This window comes from Nocardia sp. NBC_01388, assembly GCF_045040085.1.
Classification (GTDB): Bacteria; Actinomycetota; Actinomycetes; order Mycobacteriales; family Mycobacteriaceae; genus Nocardia.
In genome coordinates this window covers 6399082-6415020 of record NZ_CP109553.1, presented here as the reverse complement: position 1 = coordinate 6415020, position 15939 = coordinate 6399082, and the positions used below count along the sequence as shown (strand labels likewise).

The window sequence follows — 15939 nt, the reverse complement described above, 5'->3', positions numbered from 1 at the left end:
GCTCGGTGGGCCAAACCGAATCCAAAACCGCGAATGCATAATGTCGGCGAAATGCTTCGGTAGTTATTTCGTGTCGGTTTCGAAAATCCTGCCTATCGCGGTCTTCAGTCAAGCCACGGCATTCGCAATACTGTTCCGCTCTGGAATTAATGCGGCGATGGATAGTGATCTCTGTGGCTTTTGCAGTTCAACAAACTTACCGCCATCTACAACGTTTGTGGCAGGCATAGTGCTGCGCTGAAGTGACCGGAATCGTTCAATTATGGCGGCACAAATCTAATTAGGAAAGCCCTATTCCGTTGAAGTCTTTCTGGATCGTTTCATCTTGATAGAACTTCTAGAGCGGGATTCTTTGCGGAGATAGACGCGGCGACTCGTAGTCATTGGATACTCCATCGCTCAATGATATGCAGCTGTTTCGCGGAGAAGATCAGTTACTGAATTAGCGAAAGAGTGCTGCGTGACAAACCCTCGCGATCTTATTGCTCATACAAGAGAATCTCAGAATGTACGCTTGCGCCGGCCGGATGTACGTGACGTCAACAGACTGGTACGGGCAAATGACAGCCGGCTGCTCGCCCCGCCGAATCAGAAAAACGCTGATCAGCAGGCTCGGAAATTTGGCACGACTACAGCGGACCTGCTGAAACCTCCCGGTTACAAGAAGAATATTGAAGCCATTGCCAATGGCATGCTTCCTCAGAAACTGCAGAGGGATCGGAAGGAGTGGACTAGGCCGGAGTTTAATAAATGGTTGCAGGCCGCTTTGCCAAGCAACTCAAATATCGGAAAAGTCCAAAGCCTGTTCATAGCAATGGCGAATCTCCGTGATGATAAGAATAAGTCTAGGCACACTGAAGTATTTGCCGAAGAGGTCGCAAAGCGTATCTTGATGCGGATGGGTGCGGATATTCTTCCTTTGAGGAAGAAAGGTTCTGGAGCTCTTGATCTTGTAGCCGTTCTTGACGGCAAATTGATAGTCATTGAAGCAAAGGGCGGTGGTAGCCCTCTTGAGTGGGCATACGCCCAAGACGATGCGGGTGATTGGCACTGGGTGCAGCAAGGCTCGCTCGTATACCTTCGGTATAAACTGCGAGAGCACGCTGAAATCCTGAAGTTGCTCAAGACCTTCAAGAAGGGCAAGTATAAAGATCTTGCTGAGCGTCTCGAAAACGGAACGGCAACTGTTGAGTACTCTAAGGTTCATGCTCAATACGAGGGGAAGCTCGGTAACCGAAAACTGGGTGATGTAACCTTCACGAGATTCGACCTCGGCGTAGAGCAAACTGGACTAGTCTCTAAACCCCCGCCAGGCTCAAAAAAGAAGCCAAGTACCGGCAGCAGGAAAAATGGTACTTATAACCCTCCAATGTCCGACGCTGAAAAGAGCAAATGGGAGGCGCGACGGAAGTCGGTACCGGTCCCGGGGCGAGGCGCTGGATGGACTGGCAGGGTCGCGATCGTAACGGGCGGTGCTGCTGGTTTGTTTGTCGCGGCCGCCGGCGCCGCCGGAGCGACGACGCCAGGAGATGGGCCGCAGGCCCCCGATCAGATCGGTGAAACAGGCCCTCCTCAAGGGGGCGAACGATCCCCCGACAGCGATATTCTGTCGTCGTTGAAGGCGAAAGCGAGTGAGTTTGGGCGAATGTTGTCTTCGTTCAAAGACCATGTGTTGAATGGTTTGAACGCGTTGGCGACTATGGTGACTGATGCGGCTTCGAAGGTTTCGGATTTTGTTTCCGGGGTTATTGATTCGACGGGGGCGCAGGGGTTTATTGATGAGGCTTCGAAGCTTTGGGCTGAGGGGCAGGATCTTATCAATTTTGCGATGTTGTTGTCGCCGGTGGGGACTGTGGCTGAGGCTCTTACGGTGGCTATCACGGTTATTCAGACGTTGGTGGATCATTGGGATCAGATTCGGGCTGGGTTTGATTGGGCTTTGAAGAATGTGTTGATTCCGGTGGCGGATTTCTTCAAGACTGCGTTCAAGGTTTATATCACTCCGTATCGGGTGGTGTTCGATCTCGTTATGGCCGGGTTCAACGGGATGGGCGGGGTTGTGGGGAGCGCGGTCAGCACTGTGCAGTCGGTGGTCGCGGGGATCGTGATGGCGATCGGTGGGATTTTCCAGAAGCTGGAGATTCATATTCCCAGCCTGTGGGGCTTCGGTGGCGGCGACTTCGGGTTGAAGCCTATTGGTGACGCGATGGTGAATTGGGCGTCGGCGCGTATGGCCGATGGTGGAGTGGTGCGGGCGCCGGGTGCCGGCGGTTCGGTGCGGTCGTCGGGGATTCATGTGATGGCGGTGATTGATCAGTCGGTGGTGCGTGCTGCGCAGGACGAGCGGCGGAAGGTCGGGTATGCCTATCGGCCGCCGTTCCTGCATGACGGTGCGATGGCGCGGTCGTCTGCCGGCGCGGGTTCGCGCACGATCGATTTGCGGGTGCCGGATGTGGATTCGGCGTTCGCGCAGATCAAGTTGTTGCAGGCACGGCATGACATGCGGCTCGAATCCGCCGGCGTGTAGCCACTATTCAGGAGATCGGAAGGGTTGGAAACGATGAGTTCGCATAGTCCGGACGGCGGAGATGCGTTGGCCGGGTTCGACATCGAGATTCATCCGGTCTCGCTGGAGGGCCTAGAGGATTCGAAGGGCAAGCAGTCCAAACAGCCTGCGGCTGAGGAGGATACGCATCACGGTAAGCCCAAGCCGGACAAGTCGGAGCCTGCTGCGCACCATCCCTCGCACCCGCAGCACCAGCCGAAGCCGCACGGGTCGAAGCCGGAGCATCCGCATGGGTCGAAGCCGCAGCCGGACAAGCCTTCTCACGGGTCCAAGCCCGAGCATCATCCTAAGGGCACGCATCCGACGCACCATGCGCCGAAGCATTCGGTCAAGCCGAACCACAAGCCCAAGCGCGGGATCAACCCGAGGCTGAAGGGTGGTGCCGGGTTGGCCGGCGGCCTGGCGATGGGTGCGATGGGCTCGGGTCTGGACTGGCGACAGGCCGCGAAGGATCCGAAGGCCGCGCTGCAGGGCTTGAAAGGTACTGCGCTGCAGGCGGGTAAGGACAAGCTCGCCGGGATGATGGATCCCGCGAACCTGCCCGACACGATGTCGCAGTTCAAGGATGCCGCCACCAGCGCGAGAGACAAAGCGTCGCAGCTGAAGAACGGGCTCAAGGGCGGCAAAGTCGATGTCAAAGGTCTGAAGGACGAAGAGAACGCCCTGAAGGACAAGGGGACCGCGCTCAAGGATGACCTCAAGGCGATCAAAGACCATGAGAGCGCTGGCAAGAAGATGGTCACCAAGGTCGGTGGTGTGGCCAAGAATCTGCGCAACCTGACCAAGGCGATCAGCATCGGATCCACGGTGCAGAAGATCGTCGGCGGTGTGTCGAAGGCGTGGGGTGTGATCCAGCAGGCCCTCAACGCAGTATGGGACGCATCGCCGGTGGGTTGGGTAACCCTCGCCATCGGTGCCGCGGTCATCGCGATCACGCTCGTTGTGACGCACTGGGATGACGTCAAGTCAGCGTTCAGCGTCGTGAAGAAGGACGTGCTCGATCCCGTCGGCGACTTCTTCTCAAAGGTCTTCGCCGAGGTGCTGCGGCCGTTCACACACATCTCTGACGGTGTGTCGGGGGCATTCAGTTCGCTGTGCTCGACCGTGCAGGGTGTGTTCAAGAAGCTGGTCCACCAGGCCGCCGTCATCGTCAAGGGCGTCGCCGACGCGATCCACCACATCCCCTTCTCCGGGGGCATCGGCGACCTCGCCGACACCATGTCGAATTGGGCTGACCAACATATGGCCAACGGTGGCCTGGTGCGCGGTTCGGGCGGAGCTCGAATGTCCGCTGCGGCATCGCACGGTGAGTACGTCGTCGCGTCCAGCCCACGTGATCGGGCCGTGCTGGCGATCAACAGCGATCACCTGCGCGTGGCGGGTCGTGACCTAGGCATGTCCGCGTTGAGCCGGAGCCCGCACATCGCTCCCACGCGTGGAGTACAGCGATTCGGCACGGCGACACAGCATGTCGACCTCACCACCACGATCACCCTCGACCGCCGCACCGACGACTCCTTCGCGCGCGCCAGATCTCTGCACGCGCAACGCGAACTCACCTATGCCGGCGGCCTGCGGTAGGCCCACCCATTCACAGAATTCGGGAGTTGTTGGACGATGAGCAGTCAAGGGGACGCGCAGTTCGACGCCGCGTTGCGGGCGGCCCTGGCCGCCAGCGACCCACTCGACGACGGCAAAGGCGATGGCGCCAAGGACAAGGGCGGGAAGAACAAACCCGGCAGCAGCCACCCGTCCGAGCCCGAGCACGCGGACGATTCTCCGCCGAGTCATTCGCACGCGCCGCATCACGACAAGCCCACTCCGCCAACCCATCACGACAAGCCTTCGCACGTCGATCGACCGGCGGGTACGCATCCGACGATGCACGCCCCGAAGCATTCGGTCGACCACAAGCACCAGGGCACGCCGAAGAACCATCGAGCCAAGCCCAAGCGCAACTTCGGTAAGAAGCTGAAGGCCGGCGCGGGCTTGGCAGGCGGCCTGGCGATGGGCGCGATGAGCTCGGGGGTGGACTGGAGACAGGCCGCCCAAGACCCCAAGGCCGCGCTGCAGGGCCTGAAAGGTGCTGCGGTTCAGGCGGGTAAGGACAAACTCGCCGGGATGATGGATCCGGCGAACCTGCCGGACACGCTGTCGCAGGCCCAGGACGCCGCGGCCGGTGCGAAGGACAGGATCACGGGCAAGGGTAAGCCCGATGCGCACGGCGGCGACGCCAAAACCACCGCCGCTGAGACGAAGTCGCTGAAGGACCGGACGAAAGTCCTCGGGGACGACACCAAGAATCACGGGGAGTACGACAAGACCCACCAGACGATGACCGACCACGCCGGTAAGTCATCGAAGGGTTTCACCGATCTCACCAAGGCGCACAAGGATTCCGCAGGCTCCCAGAAGAACGTCGAGGGCGCGACGAAGAATTGGGGCGGGTCGCAGGAGAAACTTAACCAGTCGATGGGTAGGTCGACGCTGGGGAAGATCGCGCAGGCAATCCAGACCATGATCGAAGTGATCGTCGTCGTGATCGCCAACTGGGACACCGTGCAGAAGGGCTTCGACGCGGTGAAGAAGGCGGTTCTCGAGCCGGTCGGGAACTTCTTCAAGAGTGTGTTCGCCGACTGCCTCGCGCCGTTCAAGGGCGTTATCGAAGAGGTGAAGGGCGTTTTCTCCGGCTTGGGGTCCAGCATCGCGGGCATCTTCAACGGTGTTGTCCACCAGGTGGCGGTGATCGTTTCCGCGATCGGCTCGGTGGTGCAGAAGATCAATATCAATTTTCCGAGCTGGCTCAGCGGTGCAAGCATCGGCCTGAGCGCACTCGGCGACGCCATGGTGCAGTGGGCCGGTGCGCACATGGCGGACGGCGGCCTGGTGCGTGGTCCCGGTGGTCCACGCGAGGACCGGGTGCCGATCATGGCGTCCAACGGTGAGTTCGTCATCAACGCCGCCTCGACCGAGCGGCATCGCGCCGTATTGGAAGCGATCAACAGCGACACCCTCGGTGTCAGCGGCCGCGACGCGCAAGTTGTTGCTTCGCTGGGCCTTTCCCGGCTCAAGCCGGCGCAGGCGCTGCCTGGTTCGGCATCCACCCAGCACGTCGATCGCTCGACGACGATCAACCTCACCACCACTCAGCACGAATACACCTACGCCCGTGCGAAAGCCATGGCCGCACAACGGGAATTCACCTATGCGGCCGGGTGGCGATAGTCGCGGCGACGCGGGAAGAAGGAGTAGGCGATGGCGGAATCCATGCCGGACGACGACGATCTCGACGACATCGACACGGAGGAATCGGATTTCGACGACGATGACGCCGACGGCGGTGACGCTGACGACGACGGCGGCCCCGACGACGGTGGTGCCGACGAGGGCGAGTCTGACGGGGGCGATGCCGGCGACGATGACTCGGACGGCGACGGCGACGACGCTGACTCCGATGACGACGGCGACGATGCTGACTCCGACGGCGACGGCGACGACGATTCTCTCTCGGACACAGCCCTTTTGGCAGCGACGATGCCGATGGGAATGGCGGCCCGGAAGCAGCAACCGCAAGGTGCGGTCCCGAGTCACCCGGGCGGCAAACCCGACGCCGCAGCCCACCAGCCCGGACCGGGCGAGAAGCCGTCCGCGGGTCACCCGGCCGGACAGGCTCCAGGCGGAAAGCACCCCGCGTCCGGACAACCCGAGGCGTCACATCCGCACCCCGGCCAGCACGCTCCGAAGTCGCCTTCCGGAAAGGACAAGCCCAACGGAAAAGGCAACGGCGGCAAGGGCGGCAACCCGCTAGCGGCCGCGCAGAAGGAGCTCGCCACCGCGCAGAAGGCGCACGACGCGCTGCAGCAGCCGCACGACAAGGCAACGAAGACGCTGGTCGATTCGGCGAAGACCTTGGCGACCGGCCTGAAGCCCCTCACCGACGCGATCAAGAAGTCGACCCCCGAGCACAAGAACGCCAAGAAGGAACACGACGACCACGAAAAGCTGCAGGGCGATCTCGACAAGGCCCTGACCGGAGGCGGTCTGGGCTTCATCATGAAGCTGGTCGACCAGCTGAAGCCGCAGATCGACAAGATCTCGGACTTCCTGAACAGACTGAAGACCTCGCTGATCAAAGCCTTCGAGAAGGCTCTCAAACCTGTCGCGGACTTCTTCGAGCGGGTCTGGTCCAAAGTGGCGGTCCCTGCCTTCCAGAAGGCGGTGCAGGTGGTGTCGGGCGCATTCAACGCGGCCGGCGATGTCCTGCGCCCGGTGTTCGCCAGCCTGAAGCGTGCATGTGCCACGGTGGTCAGGGCCGTCGGCGAGGTGCTGAAGGACCTGGACTTCACGGTCCCCAGCTGGGTCGGCGGCGGAGCGAGCCTGGGCCTGGGCAAGATCGGCGACACCCTCATCGAATGGTCCACCAAGATGCGCAACGGCGGCATGGTGCACGGCCCCGGCGGACCCCGCGAGGACAAAGTCCCTGTGATGATGTCCAACGGCGAATTCGTCGTCAACGCCGTCTCCGCAGCCAAACATCTGAACCTGTTGCGGGTCATCAACAACGAGGCCAACGGAACCCGATCTACCCTCGACTCCGGCTACGCCGCCACCGCGAAATCCCTTCCCGGGTCCGCCAGCTCGGATGCCCGCGCACTGACCAGATCCGACCGCCCTCAACTGGTGATCGCCAAGCCGCTCGGCCTAGCCGGCGACCACCTCGACCGCTCGCTGAAAGTCAACATCAGCGCCCCCGAGATCGACCACGCTTACGCTCGAGACTCCGCCGCCATCACGCGGAAGTCTCTAACCTACTCCGCCGGCAGGCGCTGAAGCTCTTGCGACCGACAGTCGCCGCCCCGCGGAACTATTCTGACGGTGGAGAACCCACGAAAATCGGAGTAGAGACGATGATCGGCAACCTGATTTACGCTCACCTTTCAGGTATCGAAGAGCGTATCCGTGGAATGCCCGAGGAAAAGAACATCCCCACCGATTGCTTCAACGAGCTTCTCGATCAATATCTGGACAGCGGGTGGCAGCGTACCTACGAGTACAACGGCCCTGATGCTTGGATAGACTATGGCCGCGTCCATCTGAAAAGCGATAAACGCCTTCTTCGCTTCCGCTGGAGCAACGATGACCAGGGCAGTGTTGCCGGCCCTCGGGGCAATATTTCGGATATCGTCCGGTACGTCCGCGACAACTGCGGTGAGCGCCCTTCTTGTCCCCCTATGTAGTCATATACGTTGGGTATTCTGCCCACTCAACTAGCTCTGGAGTCGTGTCAGTGGAGAACATGCAGCTTGCGGCGGGGCTGGCCGGCGAGATGGTTGCTCATGCGGTGCAGTGGGTTTCGGAGGGGGCGGCGGGTCCGTTCCTGGCCTACGTGGCCCACGGCGATTCGTCCGTGACGCTGGTTGATCTGGTCGAGGGCGATGCGGAGTCGCCGCTTGATTTCGGTCGTGGACTCATGAAGGTCAGGTCGGCCGCTCGTGGCGTCATCGTGTACGACGGCATGATCTCGCGCGGTGACGGCGATCAGTACGATGCCCTGATCGGGGAAGTCTACGAATTCGAGTACGGCAAAGGCACTTTCGACGTGATGGTGCCCTACCGCCCTGGCAGTGAGTCGCAGTCTTTCGGTGTCTACACGCTCATCCTCGAGGACCAGTCCCGCGAACCGGTGAACGAGGAGACTCTCGCAGCCTTCCTCGAGGGCACCCGCAGCGATCCCGACGCTGGGGAGTTCTGGCGTCAGCACCAGCTGCGGTAGCGATCCGAGTACGGCTGATGCCTTGTATGAGAAGAGGGACCCGGGATGGGTAGCTACCGTAAGTTGAGCAAGGCGCGGCTGCGTCAGCGGGAGCAGGATCAGCAGGATCCGGCGTGGCTGGCGTGGTTGGCGGAGATGGACGGCGCGCTCGAGACGTTCTTTGCCGTCGATGTGCCGGGGATGCCGACGGATCCGTTCACAGCGGCGGGTTTGGCGCATGCGGAGCAGGCCTTGATGGCCATGTTCGAGTCGGCTGATCCTCTGTTGGAGCCGGAGAACGCTGCGGTGGCGGATCGGTTCCAGCGGTACGTGGGCGAGACGTTCGTCCGTAGCTTCGAAAGCCGATGGATGAACGTGCGTATCTCCGAGAACCGCGATACGGACGTCTTCTTCGGCCGACGTGGATTTGAACCGGTGGTCATAAGGCCGTTCCAGGATTCGTTTGTTGATGTGGTGTCGATGGTTCTGACGGCGGCGCACATCCGTACGGGCGAGGAGTGGACGTGGATCTACGGTAATTCCGTGGAAGACCATGCGGAATGGCTGTCCAGGGGGCGTCCGCCTCTGTAGGGCCGGCCATTCGTCAATCGTAATTTCTCGGCACCAGCATCCCGACAACTTCGTCGGGATGGCGTCGAATGATCCTGAAGAATTCTAAGTTCAACTGACGTGCGAGTCTCGATTGTCCAGGTGGGCAATCATGTGGGCCGTACGCTATTTCTCCGAGCTCAATAGCCAGCCGATTTTCGACGTCTAGTCGCGGCGGCTGCTTCTTCGTGTAATTCGCGATCAACTTGAGTTCGCGACATCTCCAATTTCGTGAAATTCTCAATCGTTTCCGGCGCGCCGGATTTAATGATGGAGTTCGGGAACGTGAGCGACAGCAAATCCTGGCTAAATGAAGATCCGGCCGAGGGGCGTGATCTATCTGCAAATCAAGAAGTCAAATATCAGAGTTATTTGGAGAAAACGAAACCTGCGGGCGAGGTGCACAAGGACAGGCGATCATGGCTGCGGAAGAATAAAAGCTTAAGTTATTCCTCGCTGTATGGAGACGATTTTCGGGATGGCTTGGCCATCACTCGTGGCTGGACGCGTGATAAGGGTTGGGGCGTAGAAGACCGGGTCTTGACTCCCAAAGGAGAACGATTCTACGACGCCGGCAAACGGGGTAGCGACCGTGTTGGTCATGAAACGAAATATGGCCGGGTCGGCGCGGGCCGGACGCTGGGTCGGAAGCGCAAGCCTGGTCAGCTCGACAAGGATGAAGCAGAAGTCAGGGCCGGTCGGAAGGTCCATTGGCATGTAACCGATATGTCGAAGGTCGACTCGAAAGTTCTGGCCAGGCTTCAGGCGTTGTCGAAGAAGTACCCCGGCCGTTTCACCTACCAGGAGGTAAGTGAAGCCGAAAAAAACCTCGCTATGGCTCTCGGCAAACAAATGCGAGCGCATAGGCATGGAAACGGTAAACCGAAAGCATCAACGTACTATGCTGCGCAAAAGAAGCTGGCCGAAACGCACGCCGACACGATAGCGAAGCTGAAGAAGCACGGTCCCGGTGGCACGCTTGCGAGTGATATGGGCGGTGGAAAGGCCCTCGCCAACGAGGTAAAGGCCAGAACCAAGGCGCTGCAGGATAAGAATTCGGCGACCAGGGATGATCTCAAGGCGCTGCAGGATCATGAGACCGCTCACAAGAAGACAGCCACGAATGTGGGGAAGTCTCCGAAGAGTTTCACGGATCTGACGAAGGCGGTCAAGGACTCTTCGGGGGCGCAGAAGGATCTGCAGGGTCCGACGAAGTCTTGGATGAGCACGCACGGCAAGTTGAATGTGTCGATGTTGAAGTCGCCTATGGCTTTGATTGTGGCGGGCATCCTCGGAGTGATCGCTGTGGTGGCGATCATCATCACGCATTGGGACACGATCCAGCGGGCTTTCGAGACCGCGAAGAAGGTTGTGCTCGATCCGGTGGGCGACTTCTTCAGCAAGGTGTTCGCCTCGGCGACAGCGGGATTCAAGTCGGTGACCGATGGGATCTCGGAGTCGTTCAGTTCGCTGGGCTCCGGTATCGAGGGTGTCTTCAATGCGGTGGTCCGGCAGGTCGCGGTGATCGTGAATGCGATCGGGTCGGTGCTGCAGAAGCTCAATGTCCAGGTTCCCAGCTGGCTCGGCGGTGGCAGCATCGGCTTCGGCGGGATCGGCGATGCGATGGTGAACTGGGCGTCTACGCGCATGGCGACCGGTGGCGTGGTGCGTGGTCCCGGTGGTCCGCGCGCGGATCAGGTGCCGATCATGGCGTCCAACGGTGAATTCGTGGTGAATGCCGCTTCGACGGCGCGGCATGCCTCGTTGCTGGAAGCGATCAACAGCGACACGCTCCACATCAGCGGCCGCGACCTGCAGGTGCTGGCGGTACGGAGTGCCTCCTTCGGAGTGCCGTCGCTGGCGCTTCCCGCGGCGGCCAACGGTCATCATTTCGATCACTCGACCACGATCAATCTCACCACCCATCACCTCGACAAAGCCCACTCCCGTGCGAAAACCCTTGCGGTGCAACGGGAAGTCGCGGCCTCCTGGCAATGAGCAATCAACATGAGAACGGTGTACACGCATGATTTACTCGGCAACCCTGCCCGCGCAGGCCGCCGGCGGTGCCGCCGTGGTGGCTGTGGCTGGTGCGTACAAGCCCGCGTTCTACAGCGGTGACACCGTCACCGACGTGGGGGTCGTAGCACCCGCGAGCTTTCCCGCCGTGACCGGTGCGGCCACCAACAATGTGACGCTCTCGGTCCGTCAACTACGTGGTGGCGTGGTGCAACAGACGTTCGCGTCTCTCACATTCTCTGCCGGCACGAACCTCATTGCCGAAATCCCTGTGGATATCCCGATTTCGGCCCAGCCGGTGCTGCTGCCCGACGACGTGATCGATGTGCAGATGCTGCAGAACGGCTCGGGCGTGGCCGTCGGCCCGGGGCTCATCGTGTCGGTATACGTCAGCTGAAGAAATTACGTAAGTCATTGCAGTACAACAGAAGTGAGGTGAGACGGTGGGACCGAGTCCTGCACGGATAACGATCACCGGCGTCGATGGTTCGACGTGGACGATCAGTGGACAAGGCCGGGGACAGGAAGGCGTCGAGCTCGGGACATCACCGAGCGGGCTCTACGATGCGCCGGTCACGACCATCTGGAATGCGACCGCCTTCCAGACCGGTTCGACTTATGGCGGCTACAGCACCAACCAGCGCGATGTGGTGTTCGGCGTCAACATCTTCAAGGTTCCCGGGCGTTCCTGGGAATCGGTCGACAGTGCCTGGCGCAAAGCCTGGGCATACGACACGGACTCCGTCATGACGGTGACGACGGACTACGGATCCCGTTCGCTCTCACTGCGATTGACGCAGCAGCCCGATTTCAAGCCGGCCAAGGATCCCCATCTGAATGCCCTGGGACAGGTCACGATGACCTGCACGGCGGGTAACCCGTGGTGGATCGAGAACGATGTCACCAGCACGTGGATCTCACCCACCGCCACTACGAACGGCACCTCTTGCTCGGGGACGGTGACGATCTCGAACCCGACAGATCAGCCGATGTACCTGCTGTGGGTGTGTTCGGCGCCGGGCCAGTGGACCCTTCCCGACTTTTCCTGGGGCAGTGACTATTACGGCCGAGCGGTCGCGGACGCGAATCGCGCCATCACGCTGCCGGCGACCGCGGCAGGTCAGGATCTGGTCGTGGACACCGATCCCTCGCAGGAGATGATCGTCGCGGCCGACGGGTCCCAGATCTGGGCGCTGATGGGCGGCGTGAGCTTCGAGTATGTGATTCCGCCGTACACCCCGTCGACCGTGCTGCCGGTGAAGGTGACCGGTGCGCCGGTGGGTGCGTCGGTCATGGTGGTGCAGCCGCGTAACTGGTCTCGGCCGTGGGGGCTGCAGTGACGACGGTGAACGATCTGCCGGGTATCTATACGAAGGCGCAGTCGGCGCGGGCGGAGCGTAAGGCCCGTCGTGCGATGCCCCCGCTCATCCGGCTGTGGGACGGCAATTGGCAGCTGCGCGGGATCTGTGGGGCGGAGATCAGCGGTCAGTTCACCTGGCTGCTCAATGAAACCGGCACGGGTGTGCTCGTGCTGCCGTTCGAGTACTACTTAGCGAATTGGGCTGTCTCACAGTCCAGGTCGACGCAGAACGTCCATATCACCATCGACAAGGACGGCGCACGGTGGGACGGCCGGATGTCGCAGGCCGTCATCAAACAGGATGAGCACGGCGTCACCACGGTGGAGTTGACCTTCCTGCACTCCTACGAAGAGCTGAAACACATCTGCATCTGGTCGAATCCGTTTCTACCGGCCGCGATTCAGATCCCACAGAACTTCGTGCTCGCGGGTCCGTCGATCTCGATGCTCAAGCTGGCGTTGTTCCTCAACGTCATGCGGCTGGAGATGTCGCTGTGGGCGTTGCCGGACGATCCACTGGATATCGGCCAGTGGTTCAATCTCGATCAGTCGAACTGGTCGATCGTGGTCGCACCGGAGAATGTGCTCGCGGATTCATCGATCTGGACCGTGCTCGATTCTCGGTTCAAGATGTTCCACGATCTGGCCAAGGACACCCTCGACACCGCGGAGTTGATGATCACCACCCGGCGCTGGCTGGTCGGTGACCCGCCTCCGTGGCCGGGCGCGAACCTGCGCAGTGGCGCGCTCGTGGTCGACATCGTCGACAAGAGCGGTTTCAGCAGCGGCACCAGCCAGGGCGGCAGCGTCCTCGACGGCTTGGTCTACACGGCCGAGGTCTATGCCAACGACATGCTAGAGCAGACCGCGAATACGCTGCCGGACCCGAACAACCCTGCCGCATACCAGAATCCGGGCTGGCTGGGCACCCTGCCCAATGCCCCCTGGGTGATCTACCGGCCCGAACTGCACACCGGCGTGCAGACTTCGGCCTTCACCATCACGCCCTTCACCGATGTGCAGATCCTCACCGGTGGTCACTCACCCGATATGGTCAACCAAGGGGTGGAAGCGGCCCTCGAGGCGGCGGGCGCGGCCATCGGCATGCTCGCCGCGGCGGTCACCGCCGGGCTCGGAATCGCGATCGACACGGTGGCGCTGGGCTCGCAGTTCGCCAGGGACTTCGTCTATCCGGGATTCAAGGACACGCTGCTGGCCTGGGTGTCCTACAAGGATGCGGTCCGGGCCTCCGAGGCCGGCTGGTCGCACTACTACGAACGCTTCCAGGATGGTGCCGATGAGGCATACAGCCTGAGCTCGCTCACCTCGTTGAGCGCCGCGATGTGGGCGACGAGATCCTTCTTCACCCACGAGTTGACCGTCGCTGACGGTCAGCCCTATTACATCGGCGATCAAGGCCAGGGCCATTTCTTCCTCGGTGATCGGGTCGGCAGCACCGTCAACGGCATGCCTGCCGGCGAGATCTTCGTCGACCGGATCACCCAGTTGGACCTCGCCTGGCAGCGCGGCACCACCCCGGCCTGGCAGATCACCATCGGCACCAATCAGGAAGTGGAAGAGCCGCTGGTCAAGGCCATGCGGAAGATCGACGACATCAAATCGACGATCCACGACATCAACACCAACATCACGTTCAGCTAAGTCGATCGGAGAGGGAATCGGATGTCCATTCCACAACAGCATGAATGTGACCCCACCAAACCGGACGAAGCGTTCGCCTGGGCTCTGGTGGGGTTGCCCGGCCCGAAACACGCACCGATGATCGTGCACCCCATGGTGTTGCGCCAGTGGTCACAGCACCTGTGGGACTTGGGATTTCGGCATGATCCCGAAGCACAGACCAAGGAATACCATCCGCCGGTCCGCGGCCATCACCATTGGCTGAACGGGTCCGGGCAATGGAAGCCCAAGGGCACCCCCCGGCCGGCCCGGATCACCGCACCGGATGTCACGGTGCTGACGCCACATGAGCGGGCCGATCTCGTCGAACAGCTGCACCACCACGGTGATCTCGATCATCTGGTGCGCCGCAACGAGATCGAGGCGGCGCCGGCCGCAGCATCGGTGGTGCAGGCCGAGGCGCCGCCGCAATGACCTCACCCGATAAGGCCGCACCCACGGGATCCTTCGAGCTCTCCACCGACGGGTCCAACGGCCTGGCGGGGCTCACCGACGGCCGGACCGCGGCGTTCAGCAGTGATCCGAATGCCGTTCAGAACTACACGAACCAAACGTTCCAGGCCATGACCAGCGGGGCGGTCAACAATCTCGCGCAGCGATCGAGCACCAGTCTGAACAGCTTCGTCGGGTCGGCGATCGATGAGATGCTGGCCGGGCTGTGCCGGGCACTGGCGGGGATCGACGTGCTGGGTATCGAGCCCTTCGCCTTCCTGGACGGATGGGCGAATGACCTTGACGCACAGGCGAAGCAGGCAATATCCACGGCATCGACCGCCCAGGCGGCGGCGAACTCCGCCATCACGACGCTTCAGACGCAACAGCAGCAGTCGTCGACAGGCGGCAACGTGGTGAGTCTGCCGTCGTTTCCCCCCGACCTGTCGGGCAGTCTCGGTCCAGCGTGGAACCTGGGCGGTGAGACCGCAACTGCCCCCTGGGCGACCGACAAGAAAGGTGACGTGTACCTCGCTTCCCCGTCCAGTGGTGCGGTGACAGGTCGCCGGTACGCGCTCAACCAAGCCGTCATGGCCACCGACGACCACCAGGCCACCACCGTGGCCACATGGACCGATCCGAACAGTCAGACGTATACCGGATTGATCGTGCGGGCGGCCGGCGACATGAGTAGCTTCGTGTACTTTCTGGTGTATCAGAGCTCGGCCGACCTCGGATACGGCACCTGGAACGCTGCAACGGGCACATGGACTTTCACCGACTGGGGCACCGCCCCCGTCACATTGCAGGTCGGCGCCACAGTGACATTGGCGGCATCGGGGAATACCTATATCGGATCGATCAATGGCACCGGCGTGGTGTCACACTCCGATCTGCTGGGACAGGCGACAGTCGGGAAGCCGAACCGCAGTGTCGGCTTGATCAGCAAGCAGAATGTCGACGGCTGGGGCAACGTCTCGATCGGTTGGGCCGCAGGCAGTTTCAATGCCACTGACACCAGCCAGCCGACAACTCTCGGCACAGGATGGTCGCTTTTCATGGGTTCCAATACGCCGGTTGGCTATCCGAATTCCTCGGACGGGCTGATCCATCCCCTGTCGAAGGTTTTCGACACCCAGCGTCAGCTCGCCAACGTCACGCTCGTCGATCTCGGCGCGGGATCGATTCAGATTCAAAAGGCGGGCTGGTATGCCCTGTCCTTCGCCTGCGAATTCGTTTCGACGTACCCGACCGAAGGCGCCGTGGGCTTCCTGCTCACTCCGGCGGGTGGGACGCAAACCATGGCTCGAATCGGTGCGGCGGTCAACTCGACGACCGTGGTCGCTACCGCGTCGAACCTGATCTATTGCCAGGTCGGAGACCAGATCCAGCCAGGGGTTGTCGGCTCCGGCTCCGGTAGCGGCCAGATTCAAGGTTACGGCGGTGGATTCATTACCTATTTCGAAGGTGCGCTGGTCAGCGGCGCATGATCTGAGGAGC

General features: G+C 61.3%; 13 protein-coding genes. All 13 read left to right on the top strand.

Annotated elements, in window-relative coordinates; translation table 11 throughout:
• Positions 1 to 514 precede the first annotated feature (514 nt).
• The 13 genes from OG716_RS30870 to OG716_RS30810 all read left to right on the top strand — a co-directional run bounded on the left by OG716_RS30870 (position 515) and on the right by OG716_RS30810 (position 15929).
• Positions 515 to 2527 carry a hypothetical protein gene (locus OG716_RS30870; protein ID WP_405134017.1) on the top strand — a complete coding sequence of 671 codons (2013 nt, stop codon included), beginning with the start codon at positions 515 to 517 and terminating at the stop codon, positions 2525 to 2527.
• A gap of 66 nt (positions 2528 to 2593) precedes the next feature.
• Positions 2594 to 4147 carry a hypothetical protein gene (locus OG716_RS30865; RefSeq protein WP_405134016.1) on the top strand — a complete coding sequence of 518 codons (1554 nt, stop codon included), beginning with the start codon at positions 2594 to 2596 and terminating at the stop codon, positions 4145 to 4147.
• A 72-nt stretch (positions 4148 to 4219) separates the two neighbouring features.
• Entirely contained in the window at positions 4220 to 5791 is a 1572-nt protein-coding gene (locus tag OG716_RS30860) for a hypothetical protein (RefSeq protein ID WP_405134015.1), read from the top strand.
• 30 nt (positions 5792 to 5821) lie between these two features.
• Positions 5822 to 7396, top strand: coding sequence for a hypothetical protein (locus OG716_RS30855; RefSeq protein WP_405134014.1), 1575 nt, complete (start codon positions 5822 to 5824; stop codon positions 7394 to 7396).
• Between the two features lie 77 nt (positions 7397 to 7473).
• Positions 7474 to 7803, top strand: a complete 330-nt coding sequence (locus tag OG716_RS30850; protein ID WP_405134013.1) for a hypothetical protein — start codon at positions 7474 to 7476, stop codon at positions 7801 to 7803.
• A 50-nt stretch (positions 7804 to 7853) separates the two neighbouring features.
• Positions 7854 to 8339, top strand: a complete 486-nt coding sequence (locus OG716_RS30845; RefSeq protein WP_405134012.1) for a hypothetical protein — start codon at positions 7854 to 7856, stop codon at positions 8337 to 8339.
• 63 nt (positions 8340 to 8402) lie between these two features.
• Entirely contained in the window at positions 8403 to 8909 is a 507-nt protein-coding gene (locus OG716_RS30840; protein WP_405134011.1) for a hypothetical protein, read from the top strand.
• A gap of 249 nt (positions 8910 to 9158) precedes the next feature.
• On the top strand, positions 9159 to 10925 hold the full coding sequence (locus OG716_RS30835) for a hypothetical protein (protein WP_405134010.1): 1767 nt from the start codon (positions 9159 to 9161) through the stop codon (positions 10923 to 10925).
• Between the two features lie 28 nt (positions 10926 to 10953).
• Positions 10954 to 11343 carry a hypothetical protein gene (locus OG716_RS30830; RefSeq protein WP_405134009.1) on the top strand — a complete coding sequence of 130 codons (390 nt, stop codon included), beginning with the start codon at positions 10954 to 10956 and terminating at the stop codon, positions 11341 to 11343.
• A 46-nt stretch (positions 11344 to 11389) separates the two neighbouring features.
• Positions 11390 to 12286 carry a phage tail protein gene (locus OG716_RS30825; RefSeq protein ID WP_405134008.1) on the top strand — a complete coding sequence of 299 codons (897 nt, stop codon included), beginning with the start codon at positions 11390 to 11392 and terminating at the stop codon, positions 12284 to 12286.
• 5 nt (positions 12287 to 12291) lie between these two features.
• Entirely contained in the window at positions 12292 to 13968 is a 1677-nt protein-coding gene (locus OG716_RS30820) for a phage tail protein (protein WP_405134007.1), read from the top strand.
• Positions 13969 to 13989: 21 nt separating this feature from the next.
• Positions 13990 to 14421, top strand: coding sequence for a DUF2744 domain-containing protein (locus tag OG716_RS30815; RefSeq protein ID WP_405134006.1), 432 nt, complete (start codon positions 13990 to 13992; stop codon positions 14419 to 14421).
• Complete coding sequence (locus OG716_RS30810) at positions 14418 to 15929, top strand: hypothetical protein (RefSeq protein WP_405134005.1); 1512 nt, start codon at positions 14418 to 14420, stop codon at positions 15927 to 15929. Before OG716_RS30815 ends, OG716_RS30810 begins: the two co-directional genes overlap by 4 nt.
• Positions 15930 to 15939 lie beyond the last annotated feature (10 nt).

Excerpts from the sequence above, each read along its gene's own strand:
- OG716_RS30855 (WP_405134014.1), top strand. The coding sequence starts at position 5,822 with ATGGCGGAATCCATGCCGGACGACGACGATCTCGACGACATCGACACG.
- OG716_RS30850 (WP_405134013.1), top strand. The coding sequence starts at position 7,474 with ATGATCGGCAACCTGATTTACGCTCACCTTTCAGGTATCGAAGAGCGT.
- OG716_RS30830 (WP_405134009.1), top strand. The coding sequence starts at position 10,954 with ATGATTTACTCGGCAACCCTGCCCGCGCAGGCCGCCGGCGGTGCCGCC.
- OG716_RS30815 (WP_405134006.1), top strand. The coding sequence starts at position 13,990 with ATGTCCATTCCACAACAGCATGAATGTGACCCCACCAAACCGGACGAA.
- OG716_RS30810 (WP_405134005.1), top strand. The coding sequence starts at position 14,418 with ATGACCTCACCCGATAAGGCCGCACCCACGGGATCCTTCGAGCTCTCC.